Source organism: Vibrio sp. QJM3NY_26 (assembly GCF_057786005.1).
In genome coordinates this window covers 1366857-1389514 of the sequence record NZ_CM173515.1, presented here as the reverse complement: position 1 = coordinate 1389514, position 22658 = coordinate 1366857, and the positions used below count along the sequence as shown (strand labels likewise).

The window sequence follows — 22658 nt, the reverse complement described above, 5'->3', positions numbered from 1 at the left end:
AAGCTAACACTCGCAGGAGCTATAGAAGCGAGGTCAAATGTAAGTCGTACTTAGTAAACTCTGGCTTAAAGCTAACGTTAAAAACTGTCTCTATGAAAATGACAGTCAAAAACCACGATTAAAAAGAACAACTAAAAACTACGCTTAGAACTCATATTGGAAATAAACCGTGTTGTAGTTACTGCCGCCTTTGATTCGTCCGAACTGGGATGCGTTTTCAAAGATTGCAGAACGGTGATGCAATGAGTAACCGAACCATAAATTGTTCAAGTCATTCTTACCAATCAAGTCGCCGACGTTTACATCGAATGAGAAGTCTAAGTAATTCAACAGATGGCTTGCTGTGTAACCTTTACGGTCCATCTCAGAGCCTTCGATATAGGTAATCGAATCGATGTAAGACATACCCTCTGCCACACCAACACGCCACTGAGTTGGCCAATCAAAGGTGTAATACGCTTTGATCGCAATAATGTACTCGGTGCTACTCGATTGAACCTCTGAACTCCAGTGGTGCGCGATACCTGGCGTTAAGTAGATGTCCAATGGGAAGCCGAAGATCTCATCGGTTAACGGGTGGCCATAGAAGAACGAGGTCAACTGGTTGTTGTATTCGTCTTTCTCTCTATTGAACTTCATGATGTCGCCAATATTGGATGGCGTAGCCCAACCGTGTGCGACACGTAAATACGGCGCATTGCTCAGCTTAGGTTTCGGCGCTTTCTCTTTGTCGTTAAAGAAACCAAAGCCAAGGTACAACTCACCTTGATAGCGGTCTTCGACTATCGACGAATCATAGGCATTATCATCTAATCGAGTCACACCGGTTGAACCCAATAAGTACAAGTTTGAAGCCACATGGTAACGCGCTTCAACGCCGACATTCAGATCTACACCTGCACCAATGGTTTCATTAGACGCTGAGTAATACTCGCTATTGAAATCAGCACTTTTGTAACGAAGTGTCGCACTTGGGTAAAACTCCCAATCTCCGGTTTCATACTTGGCTTTCGCACGTAAGTTACCGTGGAGGTTGAATTCACTGTCGCTCATTAATTCCGTCTCGACAGACCAAGGACCATCAAGTTGGTAGGTCAGTTGAGCACCGAAGTCCGCAGTATCGCCTTCAATTGCGTTCTGCTCAGAAGCTGGGATATCAATAAAACGCATGCGAGAAATAGCATTAAAAGACCATTTCTCGTCATCTGTTTGATAAAGATAAGCACCCATCTCGGTACCATCAATGAACACATAGTCGTTCTTGAAAAACAGCATCGGTACGAATGAGTTAACCGATTGGTCACCACCAGACGTGTCATAAGGGATGCTTGCAGTACGGAACATTGCAGCGATGCCCCACTCTTGTTCTTCAGCAGCCCACGCATTAGCACTTAGGAAAGCGCTACTTAGTAAAGCCACTCCAGTTGAAGTGAGAGTCGGTAAATATTTGAGCTTCATTCTTATGTAATTACTCTTTGTAATAAATATTGTGTAACTGAATAGACATTTATTAACCATGGTGGCTAACTATTTTTAGGTTTGATCGGCATTGACCGTTACAATGTAGAATATTCTCGGTTAAATGAAAGTATTGTGAAAGTCTCCGAATTACAAAACATTATAGATCAGTTACCCAAAGATTCCGATCCAGATATTGTTGTGGGTGAGGCATGGCTGCCCGAGCGTTTGGTGGATACCAACCTAGACGGCGACATGCTATTTCTTGAATTCGATAATGCCCCTGAAGACAATCAAGGGGATGAAGAAGGCCGTGGCTTTGTTGAGCACGAGATTGCTATGATTCGAGAAAAGCTCGAACTGTTGTTAGACGAGCCTTCCGATACCAAGACCAAAGCCGATGCCCTATTGGCAATATTTCTAATGGGTCATGAACTTTCTAGCTCGGAAGTTATCGAAGTTCTTGAATCAACAGAGCTTGAATCAACAGAATCTGAAATGACGGAGCTTGAGGCTACTGAGTCTGAAATGACAGAATTTGAACCGTTCGAGTCTGAGATTGCAGAGCATAAAACAACAGAATCTGACTCAGTTGAACTTGAAGCATCAAAGCTTGAAACCACAAAACCAGACACGAACAAGCTCGAAACAAAAGAACTCCACGACGACTAACCACCAATGATTTTAGGTACCGTATTGAAACCCTCTACGACATCATCTCTTCCCCTGTTACTCGCCGGACCCATTTTAAGAAAAACCACCGCGACTGAAGTGGTACTTTGGTTAGCCACCAGCTCGTCTCTTGTTGGCCGGGCTGATCTTTATATTCGAGAAACTGAGCATAGTCGTGAAACAGGCTTTTCTAACGAAAAAGAGTATTCTGACGTAGAGCAAGACCAACCGTTTTACACCTCATCGCTTGAAGAGCATGATTCGATTCAAGTCGGTACACATGCGTGGATAACGCTAATTCGCTTACAAGGTGAGTTTCCGACTAATACGCTTCTTGAATATGACATTCACACAGAGTCAGGGTCACTAAAAGAGCTCGCCCCTCACCTTGTTTACAACGGTAAATCTCGCGTTGAGTTTAAAATATCTACATCGGCTGATTACATTCTTCATGGCTCTTGCCGTAACCCGCATCATCCCAGCAAAGACAGCTTAGTCGCAGCCGATAACAAGATAGCCGAGCAAACCGTCGCTGAAAGACCTGACATGCTGATGATGAGCGGCGACCAGATTTACGCCGACCATGTGGCAGGCCCAACACTTGATGCTATTCAACAAGTGATTCAACTGCTTGGTCTTGTTGGTGAGAGCTTACCGACCGACTCACAAATTAAAGAAATCAACAGCAGTGACGCACTGTATAGCAGTGAATATCACTTATATCAGCGTCATCACTATTTACCGCACCACACCGCTTCAGAATCCATGCTCGATAAGTTCTTCCCGAATCGCGGCGTGCCGATTTTTAGTTCTACCGATTGTGAAAACCACTTGGTCACGCTGTCTGAGTTTATCGCGATGTACTTGTTGGTTTGGTCTCCGACACTGTGGCAATGCGTCAATCGAGGACGTTTGATTGAGAATAACTTCACTCAAGGTGGACGCCAATTAACACCGACTGACCAGCAACAGTGGCGTGATGAAAACGTCATCATGGATGATTTCATTACAGGCTTACCGCAAGTTCAGCGCCTGTTCGCTCATATTCCGACTTACATGATCTTCGATGATCACGATGTTACCGATGATTGGAATCTCACTGTAGGTTGGGAGCATGCTGTCGACCAAAACCAGCTCGCCACTCAAGTAATAGGTAACGGCCTTGCGGCTTACTGGATGTGTCAGGGCTGGGGTAACAAGCCGGAGAGCTTCGACGAAGCGTTCATCGAGCAAGCAAAACAGCTTTTTGTCGATCAACCGCGCATTACTAAACAAACTCACAATGCAGCCAGCAATGCAGTGACTACTCACTCTGTTAGCAATATCGAGCCAGACAAGCATCAAGCCTTCATTGAGATGTTAAGTCGCTTTGAAGAGTGGCATTACACAATAGATACCTCACCCAAAGTCATTGTGTTGGATACTCGAACACGTCGTTGGCGTTCCGAGTCGCGCATGAATAAACCTTCAGGTTTAATGGACTGGGAAGCCTTGATTGAGTTTCAACATCAGTTAATGAATCAAGATAAGGTGGTGATCGTTTCTGCGGCACCGATATTTGGCGTGAAGTTTATTGAAACACTACAAAAGATGGCGACCACAATCGGCAAGCCATTAGTGATAGATGCTGAAAACTGGATGGCGCATCCGGGCAGTGCCAATACACTGATCAGTATCTTTACCCATACAAAAACACCGACCAACTTCGTGGTACTTTCTGGTGACGTTCACTACTCCTTCGCTTATGACATCAAGCTTAGGTATCGTCGCAACAGTCCGAACATCTACCAAATCACCTGCAGTGGCATTAAAAATCAGTTCCCTGCTTCGCTGCTTAAATTCTGCGATGTGTGGGACCGCCTGTTATACAGCCCTCGCTCAGTTTTGAACTACTTCACTAAGCGTAAACGCTTGAAGATCGAAAAGCGAAGCCCTGACAATCAAACCTTCTATCGCCTTTCAAACCGCAGTGCGATTGGGGAGTTGAGGCTAGACACCGACGGGAAACCGCAATCGATCACGACACTCAGTGGTGATGGTAAAATTACCCGTTTCCCAGAGCCAGATTGATAAAGTGCTCCTTATCGCTCGCCTATCCGTAATGTCAGTTTTTAGTAAAGACGCTTGCGATCACACTCTGTAGACCCAATAGTTGTAGTTATAGTTGATAGCTATCAGCGTTACGGAACCCGATACAAATTTTAACTGGAGCTCGTTATGTTCAATTCTCTCACATCAATGTTTAAACAATTGATTGAAGGCCAGGACCTAAGCAAAAACCAAGGCGCATCACCTAATGTCGCCATTGCGAGTTTATTGTGTGAAGTCGCGGGAGCCGACCATCAGATCAATGAATCAGAAAGAGTCGCTAAGCTACAGCTTCTGCAACGTTTGCTGGATTTAGATGAAGAACAAGCAAAGGTTCTGCTAGCGCAAGCAGAACCGAAAGTAGAGCAATCAGTATCGCTGTATGACTTTACATCACAACTCAGAGACCTATCTCAGCCAGTGCGAATCGACTTAATCAAAGCGATGTGGGAAGTGGCGCATGCCGACGGAGAAATTGACCCTATCGAAGACTCTGTGATCCGTAAAACAGCGGAACTGCTCTACGTTGACCACAGTGACTTTATCAAGACTAAGCTGAACGTCCTCGGTAAAAGCTAACCAAAGGCTCTCTAATCGTGTTAATGGCACCAATAGCGTTAATGATCGCTAATCGCGCCAATAGCGTTAATGGCCGTCAATAGAGCAAACGAGCTCTACTAGGCAGTTAACTATCGATTAAACTGACGGTATCTATCAGCGTAATCGATCGCCATGCATGATGCCTTTGAGCTCTAACGGCGTGCCCTTCTTAGTGACATAAAGGCCGCGCTGATTTGATACCAACACACTGCGTTTGCCTTCCGTTTGTTGAATGTATAAGTGCTTGATATTGAATGTCTGCTTATCTTGGGCCTGATCCTGGTCCAATTGATAAAGGTAGTAATGATTCCCCCAGCGCAAGAACACACCAAACATCTGCTTAGTTTGAGCGACATTCCCATCCATGTCATAGCCAACGTACTGCATTTTGACTCGACCATTTTCCAATCGGAGCGAGATTCTCTCCCAACCGACCATCGGGTATTCCGCAGAAAATCGATAGGTACTTTTGGTTGCGAGCCCTGAGATTAAGCCTACATTTAGAATTACAAACAGCGTCAATAAGATAGGCATCCAAAACTTACGATTCATACTTATTGCCCTCGCTCATTGTTATTGTCGCCTTCGCAAGAGACAGTTTTAAACTGATGGCTTATCTCTTTCCAATGTCCATTTATCAAGGCGACGGCTTGGATATTTTGACACCCAACGCCAATGCGATGCAGATAGAGCGAATCAACACCGAGCTCTGACACGGCATCCAGCTCTTTTATGACGGCTTCATCAAAATTCAAACTGTCGTGATAAACATCCATACCTCGGTAGGCACTCTTATCTATAAAAAAAGCAAACTGATAAAACAGCATGAGAAGAAGCGCGCTGACTACAATTCCGGCAATACGAGATTGGTGACGAGCGATAAAGTGCTTCGCCTTGAACTGACGTGATTGTGGATCCTGTTGCTTTGATTGCCCAGCTTGTTGGTTCATGCCTGAAGGCTTAAACGGTGTCGCTGATGTCAATTCATCGACGATGGCACCTTTCTCTGAAACGATGGCGGCTTTCTCTGAAAACGCAGCTTCAACATGCGCTTCAGCGGTAGGTGTTGGCATCGATAAATAACTACCTACCTGTTTCAAACCATTGAAGCTGTACCCTTCCTTTTGAACCGTTAAGATTTTGCAATCACACTCAAACGAATTTAATGCAGTGCGAATGTTCTTAACCGCGACATTAAGTGAACTGCCCGTCACAACCCTGCCCGGCCAGCAATGCTCAAGTAAAAAGTCTCGACCAACGGCTTTTGGGCTGTTCTTCACTAGATGCTCAAGGATCAGACCTTCTGAGGGGGATAAGGTGACCCGCTTACCAGATTCCGAATCAATGAGTGTGTTATTAATCAACTCGATGCACGAAGCGTCTAAGGTGATTTTTTCATGGCTATTGGCGTTCATTTCGGCGAGGTGTTCATAAATAAAAAGGTCATCAAAAAAGTGTTTGTTTGGTCGAACTAATAGCAAACCATACATAGAAAAGAGTAGTGATAAGTTTAGCCAATAATTAAGCTAAATATAAGCTCAGCGAGCAACAATATAAGCTCAGTGAGTAACAATATAAAATAACAACAAGGTGAGTCAGTCACGTAAACTAACTCACCTTTGAACATAGCCAAGGTTTAACTCTAAACTGGTCATGCCCTATATTAAAACCTCGTCGTTACGCAATCTAAAAACGAGGTCACAATTCTGTTCTAGCGAAATTAGAGTTCCAGTTTGAATCCAAGTTCACTTACCATAACTTCAGCGAAGCCTAACTTTACTGCATTCAACTGATTGGCAACTTCGCGCGCTTGCTCTTCGTTTTTAGCCAATATTGCCATTGAATAGACAGGCCTGATCATCGCTTTTTGGTTTGGCTTCTCTTCTGCTATTTCTTGATGTTTTAAGTAAGCAGACGTAATCACACCTTGAGCACTCCAATCGACAACCATTTGCAAATCTTTGCTAATAACCTCATCGACAATGAATTGATTCTCAGGCTCTTTCCAAGCGAGTTCTACTGCGTAGTTTGTGAAAGCGACGTCCGTGTTTAACCACTTATTACCGATGTCTCTGATTTCAGTCACCTCTACAAGCTCTTTAAATTGGAATGGCAAGTTACCAATCAAGTCTCTAACGTGCTGCTCACTGTCCGCTTCAATCACAAACTTAATCATCGGAAACTTTTTATCCCCAATAAAGCTTTGTGATACGAACATATCGTGGACCAAGCCCGCATCAATCAGGTTGGCAAATGCTTTTTTCTGATGAGGCATTGCTTCAAATACGGCTTGGGCGTCATCGGTTTTCCAAGCCACTGACACGCCGTATGCCGCTGCATGGGCATGGGTTGAAAAAAGAATAGCTGAAAATAGAAAGCTAAAAATAGCTAAAAAGGTTCCTAGAGTTGTTTTCATTGTGGTGGCTTCCTAATTAGTCGCGAATAATTTCATACAAGTTAGGGTCAGCAGAAACCCCTTCAATTGTTAAAGGTGGTAATTCTTTTCTCATCGCCTGTATCGCATCATGGAAATGCTTTTTGCTTTCCCACTCTGCAACATTAATAAAACGGTATGTCGCATCCGAGCTTAAAGAGCGGTGCAATTTGGTAGAGATATATCCTGGTTGCTTCACCAATACGTCTCGCGCATCTTCCCAATACGTTAACGTAGCGGCTTCATGGGCTGGCTCGACTGAAAAAGTGTTTATCAATACAACGGGTTGTGCCGAGACCAACGCACTTACGCTTAGCGCCCCCAGTGCCAATCCATACTTAATAATGTTCTTCATCCTATTCTCCTTGTTTTGGGTGAGCTAACGCTACCACCTAGCTCTACCCAATCAAGGTCGAAACCTGCGATTTAATATTAATTAAAAAGCTAAATTTCAAACGAATATTATTCACTCGTAAAATAAGCGATGTAGCCATTCACTATTGATAAACCACTTGTTGAAATTAGATTTCTTGGAATAGTCATTGCCCTCAACGTGAGTAGTCATTACCCTCAACGTGAATATTCATTGATCTCAACGTGAATAGTCATTGCCCTCAATTTGCATCGTCATTACCCTCAAATAACAGGCACAAAAAAACCACCTAATAAGTAGGTGGCTCTTCATTTTAATAACTCACAAGATTCAGGCTAACTTTAAGTGTTTAACCTTTCAGTATTTAACCAAGCGCCTCTCTGAAATACAAACGATTACAACATCGTCAGCGCAAGCTTTGCCAAGTTATAAGCGTCAACATAACCAGAGTGCTGACGACCTTCCCACTCAATGTTTTTCGCTTCTTGAGCAGCACGGTGACCAATACGTTTCTCTTTCAATCGATTCTGAACTCGATAAAGCGTGGCGATATTCAAGAACTCGCTGAACGGAGGTTCGATGCCTTTCTCAATACACTCTTTGTGTAAGATAAGGTCGTCACGTCCCCACGCTGCATAGATTTTCTTTGGGCCACCGAAGTTCTTAATCATCGACTTGATAACAGACTCTAATGGGCGACCCTGTTTTTCGATTTTACGAGGTGTAATACCCGTTAACTCGGCGCAGAATAGAGAGACTTCGTCTTTTTCGGGCTTAACGTAATATTGCGCGCGCTTCACGATGGTTCCAGATACAAGATCGATCTCAGCAAGACCAATTTCAATGATCTCCCCTGTTGTTCCTACACCGTCTTCGCTCCAACAGCACATTTCCAAATCGAAACACACCACTCGATTGTGATTCATACGTCGCCTAATTCTCTCGTCAAAAATTTCGTGAAATTGTACATGAGCCTAATAAAGAACTCGACCCCAGTTGCATCAAGTGCTCATTTAGCCTGCAATTGTGACTCGATTTCGGCCATTTGACTTACTTAGGTATAACATGCTGTCAGTTTTTTGAAGGAGCGCTTCAATGTCTTCATTAGTGCGGATGGTCGCCCCGATGCTTAGAGTGCAACTCAATAGCTGGCCAGAATGCTCGCAATGAGACTCACTCACCGTCACTAAAATACATTCTAAATAGCGAGACAATGAGTCATGTTCGGTGATGCTCGAAATAATACCGAACTCATCCCCTCCCATCCGAAATAGGTTATCTCCAGACTTCAAGCTCACTGAGATAACCTTAATCACATGGATAAGTAACGCATCACCGGCTGGGTGCCCAAACTTATCATTGATCTCTTTAAACTTATCAACATCAAACACTATTAAGCTAAACGGCTTATCGCTTTGTATCGATTGACCAAGCATCTTATTAAAAGCTCGGCGATTATAAATTTCCGTTAAACTGTCATGATTGGCAAGAAAGCGAAGTTCTTCTGTTCTTTCATCAATCATTCGATACAAGCGCTCTTTCTCTCGAATTTGCAGGTTCACAATATAAGCAAGCAGTAACGAGATAGTAGTACCAACTATGCCGATTCCCGCCAACACTAAGTAACCATTAAATGAAATACATGCATCTATCTTGAAGTCGATGATCCATTCACGATTAGTTAATGTAATCGTCTTTGTAATGTGCTGCCCAGTTACCGCTTCATAACCATTGGTTTCGAACATTATCGGGGCATCTTCAGCTTCAAAACCACTATCGGTAACACGCACATAAACGTCCATATCGCCGACAGTAGATGCCAGAAGTTTCTCAAAATAGTATGTGGTACGAACAACACCAATCACAACCCCTAACAAATTGTCCGTTTCACCATCAAACACAGGGTGGTAGACCAACATTCCGCTCTTAGGTGTGTTGCTGTCTAAACCATCTTGCAATAGACGAACTTTGTCTGAAATATTCGCTTCACGTGTTTTTTTAATGTTATCAATGATCAGATTAAACCGCTCACGAGAAGAGTAAAAACCCAAAACACCGTTGTTCACTGGATCATTCGGATATATATCTGTCGCGATAAATACGGGCTCGCCATCCGAGACATAACCATAAGTTTTTGGCCCATGTTTAGGGATAGTAAACATTCTATAGGATGGGTATTGAGCTTTCATTTTGGCAGTGTGCTCGGCAAGATCTTCTACCGCTACTTTTTGCATCCACTGCAATCCGATCAGGCTTTTCGAACCGTTAATCGTTTGCTGAGCAAAACGATCAAATCGATCCCGACTATCGACATCATTAGAATAGAAAAAATTTGCACCGGAACCGATATAAGCAACATCGTTATCAATAAACGCTTTTAAACTGAGCGTTTGATGCTGTGCAAAGCTATCCAGATTCTCATTCAAAGATCTATTTTGATTCAACGCAACTAAAACAAAACACAACACCGTCATCAAAAATGTGGCAAAAAAGACAACTAACGGCAAAGTTCGTTTCTTCAACCCTGTTATGGGGTCGGTAGTGTGGGGCATACAGCTTCCCATATGATGTTATTTTGAGTCGAAAGTATACACTGCCGGAATGCTAGGCTCTATTTATCTTTGACTCTCACAATGGGATAAAACTAACACTATTTACAACCCATGGACATTTGCGGTTAATAAACCAACAAATCTCGATTAACTTTCAAGCTAAGTCACCAAAAAGCCAGTTTATTGAAAACATTAAATAAAGCCCTTAAGCCTTGAATATGCTAGTATCCACCCATATTTATAGCTTGAAAGTGACCATTTCGGCCTTATGCCACTGAGTTTCTTTCCAACCTGTATATTCCTTTAAACCGACGAATATACCGTTAAATCAATTTTAAAGAGAAATCACTATGATCGTTGATTTGAACCTAATCCCACAAACGTTTGATATGCTTCACGCAGGCCTAACGGCATCAAGCGTTTTACTACTGCTAATTGCCGTTTCTCGTAAAACCAAAGTGGTTGAGAAAGTCGTAGAAAAACCAGTAGAAAAGATCGTTGAAGTTGAAAAGCCAGTTGAGAAAATTGTCGAAGTAGAGAAAGTTGTTGAAGTTGAACGTGTGATCGAAAAAGTAGTAGAAGTTGAATCTAAGCTGGCAACAGCACCAACAGATTCTGCAATGCAGCTACTGTCTATCATGCAGCAAGAAGCTCGTTTAATTGACTTCCTAAAAGAAGACCTAACATCATTCTCTGATGAAGAAGTTGGCGCAGCAGCTCGTGTTATTCACACTGGCGGTCAAAAAGTATTAGCAGATTACGTAACGCTTTCTCACATCCGCACTGAAGATGAAGAAACGCGTATCACGGTTGTTGAAGGCTTCAACCCACAAGAAATTCGTCTAACAGGCAATGTAACGGGTAACGCACCGTTCAATGGCACATTGGTTCACAAAGGTTGGAAAGCAACTGACATGAACCTGCCTAAGCTTGCTGAGAACTACGATGCATCTGTGATTGCACCGGCAGAGGTGGAGCTATAATGGAACACCAAAGTCAGCCATCATCGCACGAGTCATCTGCACAGACGCATTCACAAGAGCTATCTTCTCAAGAGCAACATCAGGCGCCTAAGTTCAGTGTCGGTATCGATTTAGGTACCACACACTGTGTTTTGTCTTTCATCGACACAACAAATGAAGACGCTCGCGTTGAGGTGATGCCAATCCCTCAACTAACGGCACCAGGTACAGTAGAAACTCGCAGCCAACTTGGCTCGTTCCTATACCAGCCGCACGAACATGAAATAAATGCGGGCTCTCGCGTTCTTCCTTGGTCTTCTGAGCCAAAAGCGCTAGTCGGTGCGATTGCTCGTAACCTTGGTTCTAAAACCCCAATCCGCTTGGTCGCAAGTGCTAAATCTTGGCTATGCCACGGTGGTGTGAACCGTCGTGATGCTTTCCTTCCTGCAGGCAGCCCTGAAGAAGTTGAAAAGGTATCTCCGCTTAAGACAACTGAGTTGTACCTAGAGCACCTGAAAGATGCTTGGAACCACGCTAACCCAGAACACAAACTGGCAGACCAAGATGTAACGATCACGGTTCCAGCTTCGTTTGATCCTGCGGCTCGTGACCTTACAGCAGAAGCTGCGCGTAATGTGGGCTTCACTCACCTAACGCTTCTAGAAGAACCACAAGCGGCTCTTTACAGCTGGATTGATAACAGCAACGACACATGGCGTGATGAAGTGAACGTTGGTGACATCGTTCTTGTTGTCGATATCGGTGGTGGTACGACTGACCTTTCGTTGGTTGAAGTAACACAAGATGAAGGCAACCTAAGCCTGAACCGTATCGCTGTAGGTGAACATATCCTACTGGGCGGCGACAACATGGACTTGGCTCTGGCTTACCGTCTGAAAATGAAACTTGCTCAAGAAGGCAAAGAACTGGCTCCTTGGCAGGTTCAAGCGATGACTCATGCGTGTCGTGATGCGAAAGAAGCATTGCTTAATGATGCTGAACTTCAATCTGTGCCGATCGTTGTTCCAAGCCGTGGCTCTAAACTACTGGGCGCAACACTGAAAACAGATCTGACTCAGCAAGAAGTACAACAAACATTGGTTGATGGCTTCTTCCCGAAAGTAGCGGTGACTGATCACCCAGTACAAAAGACGCGTGGCGCACTGACTCAAATGGGTCTGCCTTACGCTCAAGACGCAGGTATTACTCGTCACATTGCTGCATTCCTTTCTAAGCAAGCGAACGCGCTTTCTGGAAATAGTGAAACCGCTCAACAAGATTTCAACCCGTTTGCAAACATGCCCGGTATGCCCGGTACAGAAGCGCAAGGGTCAGAAGCGCCAGCGGCAGACTTCATCAAACCAACAGCGGTACTGTTCAATGGTGGTGTTCTAAAATCTAATCTACTTGCTGATCGTCTTTCAGACACGATCAATGAATGGCTAATTAATGCAGACGCTGAATTTGCTAAACAACTTTCAGGTTTAGACTTAGACCTAGCGGTTGCGAGTGGCGCTTCTTACTACGGCGCAGTTCGTCGTGGCCAAGGCGTTCGTATCCGTGGTGGTATCGCATCTTCTTACTACGTTGGAATTGAAAGCGCGATGCCAGCCATCCCAGGTATGGCGCCTCCAATGGAAGCACTGTGTGTTGCGCCATTTGGTATGGAAGAAGGCTCAAGCGTTCAAGTGCCTAGCCAAGAGTTCGGTCTAGTGATTGGTCAGCCAGTTCATTTCCAATTCTTTGGTTCAACCACCCGTCGTGAAGACCAAGCGGGTACGCACCTTGATCACTGGGCTCCAGAAGATCTGGATGAGCTTCCTGAAATCCAAGTGACACTGCCTGTTTCTGAAGGTCGTCGCGAAGGCGAAGTAGTTCCCGTGACTTTGGCGTCTCGTGTTACTGAATTAGGCACGTTATACCTAGAAGCGATTGCCACAGACAATGGTCAGAAATGGCACGTTGAGTTCGATGTTCGTGAAGACTCGAATAACGACTCAAACGAACAAGCATAATGAATCAACGGCACCTTAACGGGTGCCGTTATTTTATCAATGCGATTCCCTAGCCCTGTATTAAAAGCATTCCAAAGACAATAATAAGACCAAGACTATCCATTAACTGGTCATCACTTTGGCAGAATAAGGTTTTGTATGGCATCTCCTCGTTTTTTAGTCGGCATTGACTTAGGCACAACCAATACTGTTGTCGCTTACTGTGAAATCAACGACGACCTACAACATGCTCCCGTATCTCTTTTCGATATTGACCAACTCATCGGCCCCGGTGAAGTGGTTCGCAAGCCCCTACTTCCATCATTTCGTTATCATCCTGCACAAGGTCAGATCTCCCCTTCCGATCTCACCATGCCTTGGGAACCGAGCTTAGTTGAAGGCGATATTCAAAACGTCATCGTCGGTGAATGGGCGCGCGAACTGGGCGCAAAAGTTGAAGGCCGCCAAGTATCCAGTGCTAAGAGCTGGTTATCTCACCAAGCGGTTGATCGTAACTCCGACATTCTGCCGTGGGCAGGCGCAACTGACGTCGATAAGGTGTCTCCTGTTGTCGCAAGCGCAAGCTACCTGAACCACATCCGTCAAGCATGGAACTACCGTAACCCAAGCAATAAACTTGAAGACCAAGACGTTGTAGTAACTGTTCCTGCTTCATTCGATGAGACAGCACGTAAGCTGACACTCGAAGCGGCAGCACTTGCTGGTTTAAGTAAGATTCTTTTGCTCGAAGAGCCGCAAGCCGTTTGTTATGACTGGTATGCCCGTCATCAACAAACCGCAGCGGATGAACTTCAGCAGATCCCGCTGATTCTAGTGTGTGACGTTGGCGGTGGTACCACAGATTTAAGTTTGATCGAAGCTAGCTTCAACTCAAACAATAGCGATGACCAAGAACTCGCACTCGACCGTATCGGCGTTGGTGAACACTTAATGCTCGGTGGTGATAACCTAGATTTAGCCCTTGCCCACCTTGCAGAGCAACGCTTTAATCAAAACAAAAAGTTGAATGCGTCTAGCCTAACCAAGCTTATTCAGCAAACTCGCGCCGCAAAAGAGAGCCTGCTTTCTGCTAACGCGCCAGACGATGTGAAGATCACCATGCTGGGCAGCGGTTCAAAACTACTTGGCGGTACCAAAAGTATTGGTTTAACGAAACAAGAAGTTCATCAGATTGCACTGGAAGGTTTCTTCCCACTTTCTGAGTTTACGGAAGTACCCGACAAACGACGTAGCGCGGTGGTTGAGTTCGGCCTACCCTACGCAGCAGATCCTGCGGTAAGTAAGCACGTTGCCGAATTCCTAGCGACACATCAGCAAGTATCAAAAGCCGCATTGGAAAAGTCAGACTCTGTCGAGTTTGATGATACCAAACCTGCAATTCCTGTTGGTGTGCTACTCAATGGTGGTGTGTTCAACAGTGAGCTGGTAACAGAGCGAATTACTCAGCTACTGGGCAACTGGAACGGTTCTCCAATCACAGTGCTTGATAACCCTCATCCAGACTGGTCTGTAGCCCTTGGTGCAGTAGCCTTTGGTAAAGCACGCCGTGGTGCACAACTGAAAATCGGTGGCGGTGCTGCTCGTTCTTACTTCTTGCATCTACAAGAGAAGAACAAGATGGGTAAAGCGCTTTGTCTGCTTGCCAAAGGAACCGAAGAAGGCCAAGAGATACGCTTGAACAGCCGTCGTTTCTCGCTGACTTTAGGTGAGCCGGTACGATTTAATCTTCTGACTTCAACACACGATCAAATTGCTCATGACACCGCTATTCAAAATGGTGTGATGGTCAATGTCGACGCCGACTTGTTCTCCCCTCTTCCACCGTATATTTCTACACTGGAAGGTTCAGGTACTGCAGAGCTCCAAGCCAACCAAAAAGAACGCGTCGAAGTATTGCTCGCGTGTCAATTAACGGAAGTCGGCACACTGAAAATGGAGTGTGTGAGCACGGAAGATGACACTAAGCGTTGGTTGCTTGAATTTGAAGTAAGAAACAAGCAAGGCGATAAGTCTGATACCGCTAAACTTCACCCAAGACTGGATGAATGTAAGGAGTTGATTTCTCGCCTGTACAGCGGCAACAAGAAGAGTGCTGAATCGAAAGAGATCAAAACACTATCGAAAGATCTTGAGAAGCGACTTGGTAAGCGTGATGAATGGGACTTCACGACCCTTCGCCATCTGTTTGATACCTTTTCATTAGGTCGTAAACGCCGCCGTCGTTCAGAAGCACACGAGAAGAACTGGCTGCGTTTGGCGGGTTACTCGCTGCGTCCCGGCTTTGGCGATCCGACTGATTCATGGCGTATCGAACAAATTTGGGGCCTTTACCAACAAAACATTCAATTCCAGAACCACCAAGGTTGGACGGACTGGTGGGTATTCTGGCGTCGTGTTGCGGGTGGCCTGAATCAAGAGCAGCAAGAGAGTATCTTGGCTGACATCGCTAAGTACCTTCACCCGGGGGCAATGAAAAACCCTAAGACAGCCAAAGATGCGCAAGACAATGGTTATGAAGCCATGGTTCGCTTAGCGGCGTCACTTGAGCAACTGGAAGTGGAAGACAAAGTGCTGCTGGCAAGCTGGTTCTTGAGCAAAGCGATTAATCACAACCAATTTGAACAAGCTCACTGGTGGGCGCTAGGTCGATTAGCATCAAGAACGCCTTTGTATGGCAGCCAACACAGCGTAATTCCTAGAGAGCAAGCTGAACAGTGGTTACCAAAACTGCTTGAACAGAACTGGCAGAAAGAGCAGATGATCGCCTTCGCTGCTGTGATGATTTGCCGTAAAACCGGTGACCGTCAATTTGATATCTCTGACGACTATCGTAATCAAGTGATTGAGAAGCTAAAGCAAAGCAAGGTACCTGATTCATGGCTAACGCTAGTGAGTGAAGTGACTGAACTTTCTGAGAGCGAGTCTAAGCGCGTATTTGGTGATGCATTACCAAGCGGGTTAAGCCTGATTAATAACTAGTTTCAGGGCTCAATAGATTGGAGCGCTAACTAGTAAAGAAAAAGCCACTTTCGATTCGTTGAAAGTGGCTTTTTTATTGGTGGCTTAAGGCTGGTATGTTTAGTCGACTTATCGCATCTTGGTTAAGAGCCTTAGCCGTATTGCAGTTCATCATTGTTAATGTTTCGTTCCTGTTGGGTTGATAGGAAAATCCGTATTTTCATAAATATCAGATAACTTTTTCGGTTTCTTCTCTTTAGCTCCTTTGTTCGATTGATTATGAGTTTCGCTTAAAAGCCATTGCTCATGCATTTTTGCTGAATCCAAAAACTCTGGATCTTCCATTGCTTCCTTGCGAAGTTTATTTACACGTTCGAGAGTATCCCAAATCATAATACTTCACCTCCACTAAGGCAGTACTATAAAGATAACCCAAACCCACAAAACTTCAACCAAGCCAATGAGATAGCGATCTCAATTTCGAAAATTACTAGATCTAAGCTAATGGAAACCCTCATCAGAAATCGGCTTCAAATGGCGTGTATTTAACGATGATCCTCGACGATCTTTAGCCACAAAAAAAGCGAGCTCAGAGCTCGCTTTTTATCAATCTTTTGTTCAACATTCGCTTGATTAAGTAGTGTCTTACTTAAGCTCGGTTGCCAATTTTAACGGTACCATTTGTTGCAAACCAAAGTGCTTCTGAACGGCGACGACCTAGTAAAATTGGGCCATCATCGTAGAACAAAAAGTTCTTCCAGTGTTTCTTAAATACTGACCATTTAGTTTCAAGGACGTTGTATTTTTCGTAACAAAAATAAACAGTTACGTCATCTTGCCAATCAATGAAGTTTAGGATTTCTTCTGGCATTTCTGGTTCGTCGGCTTCCCAATTCGCCATCCAGCTGATCTCTTCATTCCAGTTCGATGCTTTGCTTGGCCAGTCTTGCGAACTTAGTCTTTCCGCATCAGGGCTTTGAGGGCTCACGTTCTCTTTCCAAAACTGAGATGCTCTCGCCTGTGTCATTGGTTTAATCTTTTCCAAATCCTCTGCCGGCAGCGGCATTGACTGGTGAGTGAAAATCCATTTTCTTTGGTATTCGTCCAAAGTTGTGTATGACATCAAATTTCCTCAAATATCTTCTCAGGCTGATGGATTTACCATGCCTATATGTTCTTTCGATACAGCGGCGACTAGAGGTCGCTTGATATTCGCTGCCTTTAAATTCATTACCTGTTCTTACGCCTAGATACTATTTAGTCTAGACATTGCGTTTGTCTTCCCAGTTAGGGTTAACTAACGCGGTCAGTATATGGTCTTCCCATTTACCGTTAATCTGTAAGTATTCTTTGGCGAAGCCTTCTCGAACAAAGCCAAGATGTTTCAATACACCCGCACTGCGTTCATTGTGAGGCATGTAGCCCGCCATTAAGCGGTGCATGTTCTGCACATCAAACATGTAGTCTTTTGCCATGCTCAAGCCTCTGCGCATGTAACCGTGGCCCTGTGCACTTTGACTCAATGAGTAACCCACATTACAGGCGTAGAACGGGAAACGAGACAAATTACTGAACGATATTGTGCCTAACATTTCATTAGAGTCAGCATTAATCAGTAAACAGTAATAGCCTAGTCCCATTTTATGAAGCTCGTTTAACTTGATCAGTCGCTGCGCCCAACTCGCTCTATCAAAGAACGCGTCTTCTCGAATCGGTTCCCAAGGTTTCAGGTACTCTCTGTTAACCTGAAAGTACTCACTGATCATCGCTGCGTCGTCGATTTCAGCCGTTCTCAGAATCAGGTTACCGTCCCGCTTATAAATGCGCTCCGGTGTACTCAAATCTTCCATAATCTTGTTCTTATTCGATCAGTTCTTTCTAATACCGTAATCACGAAGCTTATTCGCAATTGAGGTGTGAGATACATTCAAACGTTTTGCAAGCTTACGGCTTGATGGGAAAGACTGGTAGAGCTTCTCTAGAATCTGAGATTCATAGTCTTTCATGATCTCGTCAAGCGAGCCGTCTAAGCTCAAGTTCGCCATTCCAGCCGTCATGGTTTCAAGCTGTGGCAGGTGGAATTGCTCAACCGTTAACGTATCTGAATCCAACTCTGTTAGTGCACGTAAAACCATATTGTCTAACTGACGGATGTTGCCCGGCCATTGGTAATTACCTAATTGGTCGATTAGTTCTTGAGTCAGCTTTGGTTTCAACATGCCTAATTGCTGTGCGTACTTTGCAACGAATAGCTCCAGTAATGGGGCAACATCGTTTGAACGTTCACGCAAAGCAGGAATCGATAAAGTCAGCACGTTCAAGCGGTAGAACAGATCTTCACGGAACGAACCTGAGTCGGCTAATTCAGAAAGACGATGGCGCGTTGATGCGATAATACGAACATCCGCGTGCATCTCTTCTTCTTCACCAACACGACGGAATGAACCATCTTGTAGGAAACGCAGCAGTTTGATTTGTAGATGTGGGCTCATCTCGCCAATTTCATCTAAAAATACAGTACCGCCATTCGCTTGTTCGAAAATGCCTTTATGACCTTGTTCATGATTGAATGAACCCGGAGCATGACCAAACAATTCCGTTTCCGCTACGTCATCAGGCATCGATGCACAGCTTAGAATCAAGAATGGGAATGACGCTCGGTTCGAACGGTTATGACACGCTTTAGCCAGCATCTCTTTGCCCGTACCAGTGTCCCCTTCAATAAGCAGAGGTTGATCCAGCATAGCCAGTTTCTTAGCTTGGCTGATCAAGGCTTTATGGCGATTAGAGACACCAACAAAGTGTTCAAAGCCTAGGTTATTCTGTTCAGGGATTGCGTCTGGCGTGTTCATCTCTTGGTTGCAAGAACGAATTGTCATTACCGCGCTAGCCAGTACCGCTTCGTTCACATCACCACCAAGGTAAATCGGCAGGATCTCAATAGAGAAATCTAAACCATCTAACACCACAACTTCACGATGGCGCGTTACATCGCCTTCAATCCAACGAGCGAAGTTAAAGCTAGGAACGAACGTCGCTAGCGGCTCACCGATCACTTCGTCTTCTTGCTTATTAAAGAGGTTCAATGCAGCGTGGTTTGCCATATCGATTGAGCCTTTAAGGTCAATCGCTATCACAGGGTCAGGTAGGTTTGCCAGCAGAGCAATCAACTCTGTGTTATGCCTTTCGCTTGGCATAAATTGGATTTTACGTACATCCTTCACACCTGAAATTCGGCGAATTTCAGCCATAAGTTCACTAAAAGCATCAAAATTGATATCAGGACAGTTTAAGTAAATAATGCCTTTAACATCAATTTCGATTCCTCTTAAATCAATGCTTTTTGAGGCCAAGATATCGAGCAACTCACGCGTTAAGCCGAGTCTGTCTTCACACAATACTTCAAGACGCACAAATAGTCCTATTATAGGTGTCAGGATAAGTTGACAGTAGTGTGGATTAAGCTCTGAGTTCAGTCAAGAAGAAGAGTAAACATATGTTTACTCTTCACTCGCAAACGACTCAATGTCATACACTTTATTGCTAAGTAACTCGCTTTATTGGTCAGTAGCTCGCTTTGTTTAAGCGTAATGCGCTTTATTGATAAGCAACTCACTCTATTTAAGCGTAATGCGCTTTATTTCAGAAAGGACGGCTTTACGAAGATCTGATATTTTTACTTTTCGCTCATTATGCCAAGGCATAGGACGCAGCAATGTCATGGCTTTTAAACCCAGTCTCGCGGTGAGAATACCGACACCGAGCCCCTGTCCTGCTCGAGCTGAAACCTTGCCTGCAAGATCCATCGAGACGAGGTCCATACTCGCGTCTATCGCGAGTTCACTGGCACCCGCAGCTGCCATGTTGATCAACACCAACTTGAACAACTTAATACGCGACCAGTAGCCAAGCTCAATGCCATACACATCAGCAAGCTTGTCTATCATGGTGAAATTGCGCCACGCCACCAGCAACATATCGGCAGCCGCCAATGGGCTCACAGCAACCAAAGCGGCCGATTCGGTCGAGAACTTAGTGACAATTTGAGTCGCCACTTTATCTTGTTGGGCAACAACGAGTGCATCATACATATCCAAGACTTCAGCATCGCTGTGCGCAGGGTTAATGCTGTTTCGCCATTTATCATAAGCGGGTGATTCAGCGACAATACCGCCCTGCTTCGCAATGTGTTCACAGAACGCTTTACCCTTGCCGACACTTTGGCTCTGAAGTAGCTCTTCACTCTGCTCTTGAACGCTGAAATGATCTTTCAATGAGCGTAACTTCCACAGCTCTTTGCCTATTGCACCCAAGCCTAATGAAGCAATGGCAGCAATAAAGCCGGCCCAACCTAACGCGAGCCAGTCTGCTGTTTGAATCGCGGTAATGACAGAGTCAATTGCTTGCCAACCGACTAAACCGGAGAAAGCGACTAACAAGCCAGTTCCAAACCACTTCTTCTTTTTGCTCGGTCGAATCACTTGTTCCAATTGTTGCTCAGCATCACCATCAAGATCGGTTTCTACTTGTGGTGTAACGGGCACAAACTTTTCTTGTTCGGTAAACAGTTTTTGAGCACCCAAGTCTGGGTTAACTTCATTCTTATCCGGCTCATCGAATGAGGTCTTCAAAGGTTCATCAAAGACCTGTTTTGTTTTTAATTCACTCATTTTGATTGCCTCAATTACTTCAACTTGTCGCCAATGAGATACTCTAAAACCTTGTCGACTCTCAGATGCTGACAAGGCTCGTCAGAGTGCTGTTCAATCGGCCTAAAGCTTGTGAAATCAAACTGGTTGGTTTCCCAATACTGTTTGTTTGGCAGTTTACGCGGTACCTCTCCCGGATACATGGTCTGAGGTACGTTATCTAAAGTCACACCTTGCAATGCGGGGACATTGTCTGAACCTGACGAGATATAACCCGCACTCGTCGCTTGAATAGACGCGATACTCATGCAGCTCATGTCGATGTGTTCAAACGCCGCCTGTTGCCAAGCAGGATGCACCATCTGTTGTAACAGCGACACCAAGTTCGGATGTTGATCCGGTGTCACGTGGTCAGCCTTGGTGGCTGCGAACAAGATCTTGTCGATCTTCGGCGCGAATAAGCGTCTTAAGATATTGCTTCGCCCGTACTTAAAGCTCTTTAATAGCTGCTCTAATGCGCCACGCATATCCATGAAAGAGTCATAGCCCGCATTGAGCGGCTGTAAGCAATCCACCAGCACGATTTGTCTGTCGAACGTCGCGAAGTGATTCTTGTAAAACGCTTTTACGACCTTTTGTTGATACTCTTCATAACGCGCTTTCAATACTGCGTAGTTACTGGTTTTTGAAAACTTATCTTCTGGTGCTATGCACGGGAAAAATTGCAGAACAGGCGCACCTTCAAGCTCACCCGGCAATACGAATCGACCCGGCTGCACCCAGTGCAACCCGTTATCCTTACAAGTATGAAGATATTGAGTGTAGCTATCAGCAATCGCGACCAGTTTCTTTTCGTCAGCATCTGCTAATAAATCAATGTCACCGCGGATTGCGTTCCAGTCTTGTGAATAGGTTTCCCTGTCGCCTTTCAACGCTGCGAATTGAGATTGACTCCACGTATCAAAGTCCATATCCAACAAGGGTAAATCAAGTAGCCACTCTCCCGGGTAATCGACAATATCGAGGAAGAGCGTACTGTTTTTACTCAGTAGCTTCTTTGCGCCTTTGGCTGGCTTATATTTGATTGCTAGACGAATCTCACTGACATCACGCGTCGGCACTGGCCATTCTGGTGGCTGAGCATTCAACGATTCCATAGCTTCATCATAAGAGAAACGTGGGATCATCATGTTGTGTTGAGGAATGCGCTTAGCGCCAATAATTCTTCCGTCTCTCGCTGATGCAAGTAGAGGCAGATTTTTGTGGGTAGACGTATGAAGAAGCTGATTAACCAGCGAAGTAATGAATGCTGTCTTACCCGCACGAGAAAGCCCCGTGACCGCTACTCGAATGTGAGAATCCGTTCCTCTGCTTATAAAGTCACTCATTTCTTGAGTTAGGTGTTTCATTTGAACGACTCCGTGATAGTTAGGCTAGCTGATTATGATAATAGAGAGGCAGCCTATGTTCTTTCCCTGTTGGGATAGTATGTATGCTTTTTCTTTTTCTAATAGTAGTGAGTATGCAATACACATTCTTAATGCTAGATGAATAAAAGCCCCTGACTACATTCATAATCAGGGGCTTTAGAATTTTTCTGCGGTATCCGACGTTTAATCGTCTTCAATCAACTTGTAGATAACAAACAGTGCAATCTCTGCAATTAGCCAAAGCGCACAAGTAATTGTCACGTATTTATTATCAAAGATACTGATCCCTTTCAAGATCAGGTCATATCCAACAAAAGCACCAATCACCACTGCCAAGATAATCTGTAGGATCTGAATAAAACGAGGCATTCCTCTCTCCTATATTCTTATATCAAACGATGTGTTTATCACTATATCATTGATAATAAGACAAAAGTGCAAATAATGCTGCACTTTTGTCTTCAACT

General features: G+C 44.6%; 20 protein-coding genes. 6 read left to right on the top strand and 14 right to left on the bottom strand.

Features of this window, described 5'->3' with window-relative positions; translation table 11 throughout:
• Positions 1-144: 144 nt before the first annotated feature.
• Entirely contained in the window at positions 145-1458 is a 1314-nt protein-coding gene (locus AC3CH4_RS06225; RefSeq protein WP_065205457.1) for a MipA/OmpV family protein, read from the bottom strand.
• 81 nt (positions 1459-1539) lie between these two features.
• Between AC3CH4_RS06225 and AC3CH4_RS06220 the strand changes: the two genes are divergently transcribed.
• The 3 genes from AC3CH4_RS06220 (at position 1540) to AC3CH4_RS06210 (ending at position 4797) form a co-directional block, all read left to right on the top strand.
• Entirely contained in the window at positions 1540-2130 is a 591-nt protein-coding gene (locus AC3CH4_RS06220; protein WP_114633309.1) for a VC1380 family protein, read from the top strand.
• A gap of 6 nt (positions 2131-2136) precedes the next feature.
• Positions 2137-4200 (top strand): metallophosphoesterase family protein, encoded by a 2064-nt coding sequence (locus AC3CH4_RS06215; RefSeq protein ID WP_488543452.1) that lies wholly within the window; start codon positions 2137-2139, stop codon positions 4198-4200.
• A gap of 147 nt (positions 4201-4347) precedes the next feature.
• Complete coding sequence (locus AC3CH4_RS06210) at positions 4348-4797, top strand: tellurite resistance TerB family protein (protein ID WP_146458138.1); 450 nt, start codon at positions 4348-4350, stop codon at positions 4795-4797.
• A 135-nt stretch (positions 4798-4932) separates the two neighbouring features.
• Here the strand turns inward: AC3CH4_RS06210 and AC3CH4_RS06205 are convergent, their stop codons facing one another.
• The 6 genes from AC3CH4_RS06205 to AC3CH4_RS06180 form a co-directional block, all read right to left on the bottom strand.
• The gene (locus AC3CH4_RS06205) at positions 4933-5370 is read right to left on the bottom strand and encodes a hypothetical protein (protein WP_488543451.1); all 438 of its coding nucleotides are present in this window, start codon (positions 5368-5370) and stop codon (positions 4933-4935) included.
• 2 nt (positions 5371-5372) lie between these two features.
• Complete coding sequence (locus tag AC3CH4_RS06200; RefSeq protein ID WP_488543620.1) at positions 5373-6098, bottom strand: winged helix-turn-helix domain-containing protein; 726 nt, start codon at positions 6096-6098, stop codon at positions 5373-5375.
• 440 nt (positions 6099-6538) lie between these two features.
• Positions 6539-7234 carry a hypothetical protein gene (locus AC3CH4_RS06195; RefSeq protein ID WP_004734745.1) on the bottom strand — a complete coding sequence of 232 codons (696 nt, stop codon included), beginning with the start codon at positions 7232-7234 and terminating at the stop codon, positions 6539-6541.
• Positions 7235-7250: 16 nt separating this feature from the next.
• On the bottom strand, positions 7251-7607 hold the full coding sequence (locus tag AC3CH4_RS06190; protein ID WP_146458136.1) for an antibiotic biosynthesis monooxygenase family protein: 357 nt from the start codon (positions 7605-7607) through the stop codon (positions 7251-7253).
• Positions 7608-8020: 413 nt separating this feature from the next.
• Positions 8021-8551 (bottom strand): 3'-5' exonuclease, encoded by a 531-nt coding sequence (locus AC3CH4_RS06185; RefSeq protein WP_004734743.1) that lies wholly within the window; start codon positions 8549-8551, stop codon positions 8021-8023.
• An 87-nt stretch (positions 8552-8638) separates the two neighbouring features.
• Entirely contained in the window at positions 8639-10177 is a 1539-nt protein-coding gene (locus AC3CH4_RS06180) for a sensor domain-containing diguanylate cyclase (protein ID WP_488543450.1), read from the bottom strand.
• A 350-nt stretch (positions 10178-10527) separates the two neighbouring features.
• Here AC3CH4_RS06180 and AC3CH4_RS06175 point away from each other — a divergent pair, with 350 nt between their 5' ends.
• From AC3CH4_RS06175 to AC3CH4_RS06165, 3 genes are all read left to right on the top strand, one after another.
• On the top strand, positions 10528-11160 hold the full coding sequence (locus AC3CH4_RS06175; protein WP_017083365.1) for a DUF2760 domain-containing protein: 633 nt from the start codon (positions 10528-10530) through the stop codon (positions 11158-11160).
• Entirely contained in the window at positions 11160-13154 is a 1995-nt protein-coding gene (locus AC3CH4_RS06170; RefSeq protein WP_488543449.1) for an Hsp70 family protein, read from the top strand. Before AC3CH4_RS06175 ends, AC3CH4_RS06170 begins: the two co-directional genes overlap by 1 nt.
• A 138-nt stretch (positions 13155-13292) precedes the next feature.
• Positions 13293-16133: an Hsp70 family protein gene (locus AC3CH4_RS06165; protein ID WP_488543448.1), complete on the top strand. Its 2841-nt coding sequence runs from the start codon at positions 13293-13295 to the stop codon at positions 16131-16133.
• A 156-nt stretch (positions 16134-16289) separates the two neighbouring features.
• Here AC3CH4_RS06165 and AC3CH4_RS06160 read toward each other — a convergent pair whose 3' ends face one another.
• From AC3CH4_RS06160 to AC3CH4_RS06130, 7 genes are all read right to left on the bottom strand, one after another.
• Positions 16290-16505 carry a hypothetical protein gene (locus AC3CH4_RS06160; protein WP_054546551.1) on the bottom strand — a complete coding sequence of 72 codons (216 nt, stop codon included), beginning with the start codon at positions 16503-16505 and terminating at the stop codon, positions 16290-16292.
• A 256-nt stretch (positions 16506-16761) separates the two neighbouring features.
• Positions 16762-17235 carry a DUF2947 domain-containing protein gene (locus AC3CH4_RS06155; protein ID WP_004734736.1) on the bottom strand — a complete coding sequence of 158 codons (474 nt, stop codon included), beginning with the start codon at positions 17233-17235 and terminating at the stop codon, positions 16762-16764.
• Between the two features lie 139 nt (positions 17236-17374).
• On the bottom strand, positions 17375-17962 hold the full coding sequence (rimJ, locus tag AC3CH4_RS06150; RefSeq protein WP_146458127.1) for a ribosomal protein S5-alanine N-acetyltransferase: 588 nt from the start codon (positions 17960-17962) through the stop codon (positions 17375-17377).
• An 18-nt stretch (positions 17963-17980) separates the two neighbouring features.
• On the bottom strand, positions 17981-19525 hold the full coding sequence (tyrR, locus tag AC3CH4_RS06145) for a transcriptional regulator TyrR (RefSeq protein WP_017077872.1): 1545 nt from the start codon (positions 19523-19525) through the stop codon (positions 17981-17983).
• 204 nt (positions 19526-19729) lie between these two features.
• A complete protein-coding gene (locus AC3CH4_RS06140; protein ID WP_146458125.1) occupies positions 19730-20782 on the bottom strand; it encodes a YcjF family protein in 1053 nt (350 codons plus the stop codon).
• Positions 20783-20796: 14 nt separating this feature from the next.
• Positions 20797-22170 (bottom strand): YcjX family GTP-binding protein, encoded by a 1374-nt coding sequence (locus AC3CH4_RS06135; RefSeq protein ID WP_488543447.1) that lies wholly within the window; start codon positions 22168-22170, stop codon positions 20797-20799.
• 204 nt (positions 22171-22374) lie between these two features.
• Complete coding sequence (locus tag AC3CH4_RS06130) at positions 22375-22560, bottom strand: hypothetical protein (RefSeq protein ID WP_004734731.1); 186 nt, start codon at positions 22558-22560, stop codon at positions 22375-22377.
• Positions 22561-22658 lie beyond the last annotated feature (98 nt).